This window comes from Protofrankia sp. Cr2, from assembly GCF_963555885.1.
GTDB lineage: Bacteria > Actinomycetota > Actinomycetes > Frankiales > Frankiaceae > Protofrankia.
Window position 1 is genome coordinate 1 of record NZ_CAUVXG010000091.1, and the last position, 10,553, is coordinate 10,553.

Genomic DNA, 10,553 nt, shown 5'->3' on the forward strand with positions numbered 1-10,553 from the left:
TTGGGTACGACCTTGGGGAGCTGAGCAGTGGTTCTTAGTTTCAATCCCTCCAGGGATGATCACTGACCAGATGCTCCGGACTGCCCTATGGGCAGAGTCTGAGTTTCAATCCCTCCAGGGATGATCACTGACTCGAGCCTTTTGAGATCGGGTCCGCGTCCGCCAGCTGTTTCAATCCCTCCAGGGATGATCACTGACTCGTCGAAGGCGGGGCATCGACTCGCCAGATCGTGTTTCAATCCCTCCAGGGATGATCACTGACACGTGCACCTATTGGTGCATCACGGTAAAAATTCCGGTGTTTCAATCCCTCCAGGGATGATCACTGACAAAACCCCCGGGTGCATTCCGGAGGGTGAGCCGGTAAGTTTCAATCCCTCCAGGGATGATCACTGACCTGTCCAGTGGGGGGTTTCCCCCGGCCGGTTGGAGTTTCAATCCCTCCAGGGATGATCACTGACTTCAGCGATGTTCGTAAATTTGTCCATACTGCTTGGTGTTTCAATCCCTCCAGGGATGATCACTGACCCGAAGATAAACTCGCAGGTCACAGGCGGTTTCCGGGGTCGATCTGAGGCCCGTTCTGCAGCGGTCCGGCGGTAGTGCAACGCCGCAGGTCAGAGCCATGATCCCCATCGTAGAGGATCGGGGTTCGGCTGCCCACCTCGGGACCCGGCCACTCACCGCCCACCAGATACGTAGAACCCCCGTGAAGTCGTCCGCCGCGGACCCGAATCGTCGGCAGGTACCGCGAGACAGCACCATCTGTATAGTAATGGCATACAGTCCGTCGTGTAATCAGCTGCCTGACGGCCACCGACGAAACGATGTCTCCACGCCCCGAATGGACCCGAGAGCGCGGTCTTCGGCGGGCAACCGGCACGGCACCGCAGAGGTCACCGGGATGGTGTGCCCGCGGCGTGCCCGTAGTACCGGTCAGCATCTGGTCCGATCGGTCGGCAACGGCAGGGACAAGAGGGCCGCTGACCTGGGCAGGAACGTCCCGGCCCAGGTCAGCACCGCCAGGCGTACAGGTTTCCCAAGTTCGTAGCGTGGGCCGTGTCGGCACTCGCTTCGATCCGTCCCCGTGTACCCATTTCTGTACCCAAGCCGGCGGACGTCGGCGGACGAGCACGAACACCGGCGGACGGTGAGCCCAGGTCACGCCGACACGGCGGACGTCCACGGATATCGACGGATAAACCGCCCTTTCCTCTTAATCTGCGGGTTCGGGGTTCAAGTCCCTGGCGGCGCACCAAAACTGCTTGCAGCACAGGTACTTCTTGCCGCCGGGTCGGGCGTCCGAGGCACCAAACCCCACGTTTACCCCACGGTTTCGATACTTCTCATTCTCTGTTGATGTTCCTCGACGGTGTGCGTCAGTGGATCCGGGTGGGGTCGCCGGCACCGGTTTTGTGATCTCCGTCGTGGCTCAGGACACCGGGGTTCCACATCCCGACCCGAACCGAGGCACGGGCGAGGTGGCGCTCTGCCTGCGCCCGGATTGTCCCGTCCAGGATGCTTGTGACGGCTTGCGGGCCTAGGGCGTGTTTGAGAAGTCTCTGATCTGTGCCAGTGCTGATCGGCTGGTGTGATTTGACCGGAATGATCATTGTGTGGCGCGGGGGGACCTGACAAACGAACAGTGGGCTGTGCTGGAGCCGTTGCTGCCGTCGGAGAAGGATAAGAAGAAGTCGGGTCGTCCGCCGACGTGGACGCGCCGTCAGTTGATCGACGGGATTCGGTGGCGGACGCGGACGGGGGCGCCGTGGCGGGACGTGCCGGCCCGCTACGGGCATTAGCGGACGGTGTACGGGCTGTTCCGGGACTGGCAGCGTGACGGTAGGTGGAAGAAGATCCTGACCGGGCTTCAGGCCCGCGCGGACGCCGCTGGTCTGATCACCTGGGATGTGTCGGTGGACTCGACGGTGGCCCGCGCGCATCAGCACGCGACGGGAGCGGCGAAAAGGGGGATCTCCAGCGGGACAGTCCGGGTGGGGTAGACACCGAACCGGCGGATCATGGTCTGGGGCGGTCCCGTGGTGGGTCGACAACCAAGTTCACCTGGCCTGTGAGCAGAGCCAGAAACCGCTGTCGCTGGTCATCACCGCCGGCCAGCGAGGCGATAGCCCCCAGTTCCAGACGGTGCTGGCCTGGATCCGGGTACCCCGTTCCGGCCGGGGTCGACCCCGGACCCGGCCGGATCACGTTCTCGCGGACAAGGCGTACAGCTCACGGGGCAATCGGGCCTACCTGCGTCGGCGCGGTATCCGCGCCACGATCCCCGTCAAAGCCGACCAGGCCGCGAACCGGAAGAAGCTCGGTCGGCGCGGCGGACGGCCGCCCGCGTTCAGCCGGGACGCCTACAAGCAGCGGCACGCCGTCGAGTGCGGGATCCGTACCCATCAGATCGCTTCGCGATCCGACGGGTCCCTCGGGCTCAAACGCCACCGCGCCGTGGCGACCCGGTACGACAAACTCGCCGTCCGCTACGAAGCAACGGTCACCATCGCCGCGATCAACGAATGGCTACTCTGACAGACTTCTCAAACACGCCCTAATAGTTAGATTTTTAAACCCGAGACGTCGGTGGCGATGTGACGTTTCCGGCTTCTGATTTTCTTCCCGGCATCCGTCCCCAGGAAGGCTCCGGGACGTTGCCCAATGTGCTGACCATCTGCGAGTCCAGAATCACTGCGCTTGGCTCCGGTGCGGCCTGACAACCTTGCGCGTCGTGCCTCACGGAGCGTTATAGATCTTGTCAATCATGCCTGTTTTTTCCTATTTTGCGAATTAAAAAGTGTATGACAAGACTCAATATTTCATCCGTCTGTGCAGATCGGGCATCTCGCCGGATAGGGGGCCCAGCGTTCATAAAACACTGAGGCTAAGCTCCCGATCAGTTGCAACCCGACGGGGGCAGGTATGGATGCAGCGAGGGTTTTCGGTGCTCAGGCGGCAGCACCGGCGGTGCCGCCATCCGGGAGGGATGGGCGGAGGCTTGCGACGGCGGCCCTCACGCTGGGCCGACAGCGATTGGTCAGCGCAGGAGAGCCCGCGGCGGGCGGTGGGCTCGGTGCCGTCGTGCGTGCCGTGCTGCGAGCGCATGGCCAGCCCAGGTGGTACCAGCCGGGCGAGATCATGATGTTGCACGGCTCGGCCGCCGACGTGGTTATGCTGATCGAGCACGGCGTTGTCAAGGTCGCCGTGACCGCCGTCGATGGGCGGACCACGGTGCTTGCCTACCGCTGTGCCGGAGACGTGATCGGCGAGATGGGCGTCGTCGATCGAGGGACCCGGACCGCCACCGTCGTCGCGGTCGACCGGGTTCGGGTGTCGGTCATCCCAGCCTCGGCGTTCCTCAGCGAGGTGCGCAGTCGACCGGACGTAGCTGCGAGCATCATGTCCACGCTCGTCGTCCGGCTGCGTGATGCGGACCGCGAACGTGTCCTCGGACCGAGGACGCCTGCGCGGGCGAGGATCGCGCGCAAGCTGCTGGAGCTGATCGACCGGCGCGGCCGGTCGGTCGCGGACGGGGCCGTCATCGAGATTCGGCTGACTCAGCAGGACCTCGCCGCCGCCGCCGGCGTAGGTCTGCGTTCGGCGAGCCGGGAGCTGCCTCGGCTGCGCCACCTCGGGCTGATCGACTACACCCGAGGGCACTTCACCGTGCTGGACCCGGCGGGTCTCGCGCGGGTCGCCAACGAACTGAACGTGTCAGATTAGCCAAACTCGGAAGTACGCCAATGGCGTGGTTCGGGTTGCCGCACTCCGGTAGGACGCACGTGCACGCCCACTCAGGCGCGCCACCCGTCCACGCCGTGACGATCGAGCGGTGCGGCGCCGGGTGCAAACCGCGTTGGCGGATGGTGCCACCGAGGTAGGTGCTCGGAGGTCGTCCGGAAACGGAAAGGAGCCCGATGGTGCATCGGCCGGTCAATCGGCGGCTCGTAGTGGTCGACATCGAGGACTGGAGTGGGCGCGGCAGCCGGACGCAGGTCGACCTGCGACGTCGGCTGCGCCAGGCGGTCAGCGACGGGTTGGAGGCGGTCGGGTTGTCGGCCCGGCACGGCGCCGCGCCGTCGATGCAGGACCGGGGCGACGGCATGCTGATCGCCATCGAGCCGATGGTGTCCCTCGTCGACCTGACCGACACCTTCCTCGACCGGCTGACCACGGCGCTGCGACAAGACCGCCAACTCGCCCACGCGTCCGCGCGGATGCGGCTGCGGGTCGCCATCCATGACGGCGACGTGCTCATCGACGGTGATGTCATCACCGGCCGGCACGCGGTCGAGGTGTGCCGGCTTGTCGACGCCGAGCCGCTGCGCGCGGCGTTTGTCGCCGCGCCGGAGGCCGACCTCGCGGTCATCGTCTCAGACCGGGTGTACCAGTCCGTGCTTACCGAGGACTACGGCCGGGTGCCACCGAGCGCTTACCAGCCTGTTGACGTGACGGTCAAGAGCCTGCGAACCCGAGCCTGGGTTCACGTGCCAAACGCGGACGGCTGGCAACGGCGGCCCAGCGCCACTGGCACGCCGGCGTCCCGCGCAGGCGGACCTTCCGGCGGGGATCGTGGCAACCGAGCCGAAGCGCCGGTCGGGCCGTTTCCTGGCGCGCAGAGGGATGCCGCTCCTGGGCGGGACAGTATCAGCGGCAACATCGTGATCATAGGTAGCCGTGTCGACCGGTCCAACGTGGTCGGCCACGACATCGGCCGCGAGCCCGACCCCGACCCGGTTGACAACGACGGGCTCAGCGGGCCTCCCGAGGTCTGGCTGGACGTGCACGACTCGTTCGCCAAGGACAGCGACGATGGCCGCTGAGAATTCAGACTCAGCCGCCGACGGTGCCGTCAACCTCAGCCCAGGGGGGCCGGACGAACGGATGACGCCGGACTCCGTCGGCGAGGGACGCCCCGACTCCGGCGGGTCGGTTGGGTCCAGCCCGGGACCGGTCGAACCAGTTCGCAGCGGATCCCCGCTAGCCAAGGCTGACCCCAGGGTCGTCGCCGACCCGCTGCGCGGCGAGAAACCTGACGAGAAGAAGGGGGACTTGCAGCCCCAGGTTCCCGAGCGGTCCGCTGCGGGGGCCGGGGAGGCGGCCGACGGACCGGGCACTGCCGAACCCGAGCCGATTCGGGACGAGGTCGAGGTCGAGGAAGAGCTCGCCGAGCCGAGCGATCTCGAGGACGCGGCTAGCAACTTTCGCGGCCCTGTGGGCCCCGGTTCCCTCGGCGGGTTCGGTGCACCGGGACGGGACCGCATGCCCTATGGCATCCACGGTTCCACCATCAACGCCACGTACTTGGTGATCGGCAGCCAGCTTGGTGACGTCGGGGCCAGCCGATCCGGCGCCGATGGTGATGACAGGAATGAGGCCGGATCGGGGAACCAGGACAGGCGAGCGTCGGGCCAGCGGCAGGCGCGGCTGTCTGGTCGATGGGCGCACATCCCCACCGACATCGTTACGTGGACTGCCACCGCGTTCGCCGAACCGGCCTGCTTCGAGCCGGCCCTCGCCCGGCTCGAGCAGCTCCACCTGGCGATGGTGTGCGCGCGCCCCGGTTTCGGGCGGCCGTCGCTCGGCCTCGCGATGCTCAGCCGCTGCGTGGTCCGGGAGAACATCTTCCGCATCGACGCGCAGACCGACCCGCGCACGCTCGACATCGAGCGGCTGCCCAGGGACGCGGGCTTTCTGATCGAGAACCTCGACTACCGGCTGCTGCTCGACGGTTCCGTGCGGCTCGACCGGCTGGCCGAGGACTTCGTCTCCAAGGGAAGCTACCTGGTCATCACAGGCCGGGAATCGACGGGCTTGGTCGATGTGGGCCGCTACGTGGTCGACGTCGGCCTTCCCGCCTCGGCGGCGGACATCATGTCCGCGCAGTACGAGTGGTTCCGTGAGAATCCCGACGGCTGGACCGCCCGGACGACGATCGGTTCAGCCGACGCGTCGCCCGCCGACCCGCTGGCCGACAGCTCAATCGAGACCATGCTCCGCGACGTCGTCAGGGAGGGCCAGCGCGCCGCCGTCGTCACCGAGCTCGCCCGCCGCGTTGCCTACGCGCGGACGGTGCCCGATGGCCTGGAGGCGGTTCGGGGGTGGGTGGACGGCTACGTGGCTGGCGACTTCACGAAGTGGATCAGCCGGATCTCCGCACCTGAGCAGATCGCGTTCGTGCTTGCGCTCGCTATCCTCAACGGTCTGCCCTACCGCGTGGTGGCTGGGGTCGCGCGGTCGTTCGAGCAGGACCTGCGCGCGTTGACCAAGAAAGAGGCACCCAGTGCTGATGAGCACGTGCTGGGTCCGGGCCGTGGCGCGCTCATCGAGGCTGCCGACGCCGAGATCGTCGACTCGCTGGAGGACTCCGGGTACGGGCTCGCTCCGGTCGAGGCGGTCCGTTTCCGCAAGGACGGCTACCAACGGCGGGTCCTCGACTGGTTCTGGCGGGAGCACGTCGACTGCCATGAGCTAGTCAGCAACTGGGTACGCGGCCTCACGGACGACCCTCGCCCGGCCGTACGGGCCCGTGCCGGCGCAGCGGTGGGCGTTATCGCGGCACACGGCTTCGACGAAGCGCGCCGAGCGTTTCTGCTGCCCTGGTCGGACAGCTCCACGCCCCGGCATCGGGAGGCAGTGGTTGGCGCGCTGAAAGTGCTCGACGGCGAACCGGAGCTGGCCCCGCACGTGCACCGGATGGTGCTCGACTGGGGCACGCACAGCCAACGGCTGTTCCGTAGGTGGACCGCCGCGCGTGCCTGGGGCGCCGGTATCGGTGCCCGGGTGCCGGAGCTCGCACTCGACGCGTTGGGAACCTTCGCGGACTCGATGCCGGGCGACCATCAGACCGCGAGCCCGTTGCGCCACGCGGTGGGCTTCAGCCTGCTCAACCTGTTCGTCACCGGCGAAGCGAACGCGCGGCTCGTGCTGGACCGCTTGGTCGAGTGGAGCGATGCAGGCGACGGGCGGCGGCGGGCCGTCGCGGCCGAGGGCTTCCTGCGGATCGCGGCCATGGCCGTCGAGAACGACACCGCGACCGGCTCAGCCAGGCCGGCCCTGCTGAGCCTGGCGCTGCGCGACGCGAGCCTGGTGAAGCCGGTCGCCACGCTTGTCCATCACGCCCAGAACAGCCGCCACGCACAGGACTGGACCGTCGAGGTGCTGCGCGGCTGGTACGTCCGGGCGGAGGGGGACGCCGAGCTCATCGGGGTACTGGTCGACATCGTCCTGGGCTCGCTGCGCGACGGGCGAGACGACGAACGGCTGAGTTACCACCTCGACCTCTGGAACGAGGACTTCCCGCAGGCCGTGGGCCGCACCTATCAGCGATCGAAAGAAGGATGGGACGACGACAGTGATGAGCTCCGGTAGTGGCAGTGGCCGAACCGCCATGTTCGTGTACGGAAACGGGCGGGGGGACTATCTGCCGCCCAACCGGGAACCGACGTTGGGGCAGCGGAAGTTCGGCCGATACACCGACCGTCATGAGGTGACGGGATCGGCGTTCGGCAGCTTTGAGGGACAGGCGCCCAGCCGTCGTCCCGGCCTGAGTTTCACCTTCCGCGCCGGCTATCAGTGGGAGGTGGTGGACGCCGGGCGCTGGTTGCGTTCAGGCTCGCCCGACCTCACCGCGGCGACCCGGGAGCTGCTGGTTGCGCGCATTACGCAGCTTGCCGTCGCGGTCGACCCGACCGAGGCGGACCTGCGAGGACGCGAGATCGAGAAGAGGCTGGGCGGGCGCCTCGAGCTGCTTGGCCATGGCGCTGACGCCTGGCTGACGAGTTTCGCCATGTGGCCGGACATCCCTGCGCACCCGATCGCGCAGTCGGCCAACTTCGGCCAGGCAAGCTGCCGGCTGCCGGCGGAGGACGGAGTGCCACTCGACGTTGCGCTTGGCTTCTCCTGGCAGGTGCAGGACGCGGTCCGCTGGCACCTGGACCGGGTCAACGAGCCCGGGCGGCTGTGCGAGGAAATTCTCGTTCATGAGGTGGGTAAGGTAGTCGCGGAGTTCAAGCACGACCGCGCCGCCGAGGCCCAGGCTGCGGTGATCTCGCGGTTGGTCAACGTACCGATGCAGCCGGGGCACGGGTTGGTGGTCAGCCTCAAGAATGCCCGGGTCGAGCTCGGCGAGTCGAGGCGGAGCGTGGACGTGTCGGTCCGGGCCGAGCGCTTCGAGGCGAAGCTATCGACCAGCGAGGCGTCGACACTGCTGGACGCTGTGATCGACATTTCCTGGAAGATTCGTGACCTGGGCCTGTGGGTGCGTAGTCCCATCGACGACCCGTCGGGCCAATGCCAGCACGAGGTCGTGCAACGGCTGCGCGTGGTGACCGGCCGCTACCATTGGAACGCCCTGCGGGATGCCGAGCGAAAGATCAACGAGCAGATCTGCGGGCGCCCCATCGATGTTGAGGACTGCATTGAACTGACCCTCATCGGTGTGCAGCTGCGCCTGCCGCCCGAGCTGGAGCAGCGCACCCAGGTCATCGTCGCCGCGATGCTCGATGCCGACATCACCGAGAAACAGCTTGCCGCTGACGAGGCTGCGACAGCCGCTTCCCTGACCAGAGCGAAGCTCATTCAGGCCGCGCTCGACGATGGCCTCGACCCTGACGTGCTACGGGTGGAGGCCGACCCGACGGGTGCGGCCGAGGCGTTGTCCAACCTGAGCGCCCGGCGCCACGCCGAAGAACAACGCAGGTTCGAGCTGCTCGTCATCCTGGCGAAGAGCGGAGAGCTGGAACGCGACCTGGCTCAGCGGATCATCGCGGCGGCCACGGCCGGCGCGCTGCCTGGCGGGGGTGGCGACGCTGGCGCTGAGCAACGTCAAAGGCTGGGCTACTCCGGTCGGGGACTGCGTCGTGGCGACGCTAGGCCTGTCACGCCGCCGGCCGAGGACACGCCTCCCGACACTCCGGACAAGGCCAGATGACTGCCGTAACGGCCCTAGCCGTGACCAGCGCACTGTCTGACCTGCCAGGACAGTCGGCGGTCGGGCAGGTCGGGGAGTACCTGGTGGGCAAGGTCCCGGCCGGGCCGTGGACGCTTGTCGCGCAGGCGGGGTGGGCCCTGCTACTGGTCTGGGCAGGGTACCGGCTGGCCGTCGTCGGCTGGGGGAAAGTCGTTCCCCGGCTGTTACGCGAGTCGGTCGGACCTGGCCGCGCGGCGGTCTCCGGCCTCCGCTATGTGGGCCTGTTGGTCGACTACGCCCTGGCCACTGCCTTCTGCAAGCTCAAGCTCCGGCCGATCTACTGGTTCGCTACCCTGGTCACCGACTTGGCCGCCGCCGCCGACCGGTTCGTGGGGTGGCTTCCGAGGTGCGCCGTGGTACCGCACCGGTTTCCCAGGGCGGTCGCCGCGCTGGCGGTCTGCGCGACAGTGCTGTCGTGGAATAGCTCGCGTTGCGCGCCTGGAGACGGTCCCAGCTGCGTCCACCCGATTCGGCAGTGGACCAACGGCGTTGACCGGGAGTGGTCTCGGGCGCATCCGTCCAGCTCGACATCGGAAGCTGCGGTGGTGTGGGCCGACCAGCCGGGTCCACCGGGTCTGCCGTCTCCGTGACGCGGGGCAGGTTATTGGTTATGGGCGCCAGTTCCGTTGAAGCGCTGGTAGCCCCTTTCGCTTGAAGCAGGTTGGGATCCTGCTGGATTAATCTGGACTCGCCGATATGATCTAGCGGTTGATGCTAGACGTATGCTATCGAGGGAATATCTGGATGGTGCCACCTTCTGGATCACTATCGTCAAATTGATAATTTGGTAATCGTAGGTAATTAACCTGCAGAGTCGCGCTGACAGCCAGACCCCGCATCTGGTCGGGCCAGAGATTCCTACTCGTGTTCCAGGCTCTCCAGCACTGCCGCCGCACCGGTGTCGCGGGTCTTGCGGCCGAAGTAGAAGTCCTGGGTGAGGCTGGTCTTGCTGTGACCCAGCTGGTCGGCGGCGGCGCGGGCGGTGAGACCCGCGTCGTCCGTCAGCGTCGCGACGGTCTTCCGGAAGACGTGAGATCGTCGACGCCCGTGTACTCGAAGGCCTCACCAAGATCGGCCTGTGTGTTCGACGGATCGCGCAGGCCGCCCTTCTGGGCGGGAAACACGGGATCTTCCTGACCAGCCGTGGTGGCCGCGCGGCGGCGGTGGAGCATCTCGACACACCACGACGGCAGGAGGAGTTTCCGCCATCCGGCCTCGGATTTCGGCTCCGGCTTGATGATCAGACCCTGGCCTTTGATCCGTACCACGGTGCCCCGGACGTCAACGGTCCTGGCTTCCAGGTCGACGGCGTCCCAGACGATCGCCGCGCACTCCCCGATGCGGAGCCCCGTCGCGATCATCATGTCGACTAAGAGCGCCCGGCAATAGGGGCGTGGATCAAGGAGCGGGGCTGGGGTGCGTGCATCGTGAGGCGGAGGAGGGAGGTGCCGGAGGTGTTGGGTGTCGACCGACGGAGCCGGGGTACCCCGTGCATCGCGCAGCGATGGATGGGGAGCGATGCGGCGAGGTGCGTGCCCCAGCCCCGCGACGCCGCGTCCCCTATTGCCGGTCGCTCTAA

At 67.0% G+C, this 10,553-nt stretch carries 6 protein-coding genes, 1 pseudogene and 1 CRISPR repeat array; of the genes and pseudogenes, 6 read left to right on the plus strand and 1 reads right to left on the minus strand.

The window, feature by feature from the left end:
• Positions 1 to 37 precede the first annotated feature (37 nt).
• Positions 38 to 528: direct repeats of the CRISPR family, unit length 30 nt; unit sequence GTTTCAATCCCTCCAGGGATGATCACTGAC.
• A 1,088-nt stretch (positions 529 to 1,616) separates the two neighbouring features.
• From U9978_RS23105 to U9978_RS23130, 6 genes and pseudogenes are all read left to right on the plus strand, one after another.
• A pseudogene (locus U9978_RS23105) lies at positions 1,617 to 2,538 on the plus strand (IS5 family transposase).
• Between the two features lie 546 nt (positions 2,539 to 3,084).
• Positions 3,085 to 3,726 carry a Crp/Fnr family transcriptional regulator gene (locus tag U9978_RS23110; RefSeq protein ID WP_322763254.1) on the plus strand — a complete coding sequence of 214 codons (642 nt, stop codon included), beginning with the start codon at positions 3,085 to 3,087 and terminating at the stop codon, positions 3,724 to 3,726.
• Between the two features lie 194 nt (positions 3,727 to 3,920).
• Entirely contained in the window at positions 3,921 to 4,826 is a 906-nt protein-coding gene (locus U9978_RS23115; RefSeq protein ID WP_322763255.1) for a hypothetical protein, read from the plus strand.
• Positions 4,816 to 7,374: a hypothetical protein gene (locus tag U9978_RS23120; protein WP_322763256.1), complete on the plus strand. Its 2,559-nt coding sequence runs from the start codon at positions 4,816 to 4,818 to the stop codon at positions 7,372 to 7,374. Before U9978_RS23115 ends, U9978_RS23120 begins: the two co-directional genes overlap by 11 nt.
• Complete coding sequence (locus U9978_RS23125; protein WP_322763257.1) at positions 7,361 to 8,935, plus strand: hypothetical protein; 1,575 nt, start codon at positions 7,361 to 7,363, stop codon at positions 8,933 to 8,935. Before U9978_RS23120 ends, U9978_RS23125 begins: the two co-directional genes overlap by 14 nt.
• Positions 8,932 to 9,564, plus strand: a complete 633-nt coding sequence (locus tag U9978_RS23130; protein WP_322763258.1) for a hypothetical protein — start codon at positions 8,932 to 8,934, stop codon at positions 9,562 to 9,564. Before U9978_RS23125 ends, U9978_RS23130 begins: the two co-directional genes overlap by 4 nt.
• Positions 9,565 to 9,975: 411 nt before the next feature.
• On the opposite strand, the gene U9978_RS23135 is transcribed toward U9978_RS23130, so the two are convergent.
• Entirely contained in the window at positions 9,976 to 10,338 is a 363-nt protein-coding gene (locus tag U9978_RS23135; protein WP_322763259.1) for a hypothetical protein, read from the minus strand.
• Positions 10,339 to 10,553 lie beyond the last annotated feature (215 nt).

What these genes read in the sequence shown, in the direction of transcription:
- U9978_RS23115 (WP_322763255.1), top strand. Translation starts at nt 3,921, where the DNA reads ATGGTGCATCGGCCGGTCAATCGGCGGCTCGTAGTGGTCGACATCGAG.
- U9978_RS23120 (WP_322763256.1), top strand. Translation starts at nt 4,816, where the DNA reads ATGGCCGCTGAGAATTCAGACTCAGCCGCCGACGGTGCCGTCAACCTC.
- U9978_RS23125 (WP_322763257.1), top strand. Translation starts at nt 7,361, where the DNA reads ATGAGCTCCGGTAGTGGCAGTGGCCGAACCGCCATGTTCGTGTACGGA.
- U9978_RS23130 (WP_322763258.1), top strand. Translation starts at nt 8,932, where the DNA reads ATGACTGCCGTAACGGCCCTAGCCGTGACCAGCGCACTGTCTGACCTG.
- U9978_RS23135 (WP_322763259.1), bottom strand. Translation starts at nt 10,338, where the DNA reads ATGATGATCGCGACGGGGCTCCGCATCGGGGAGTGCGCGGCGATCGTC.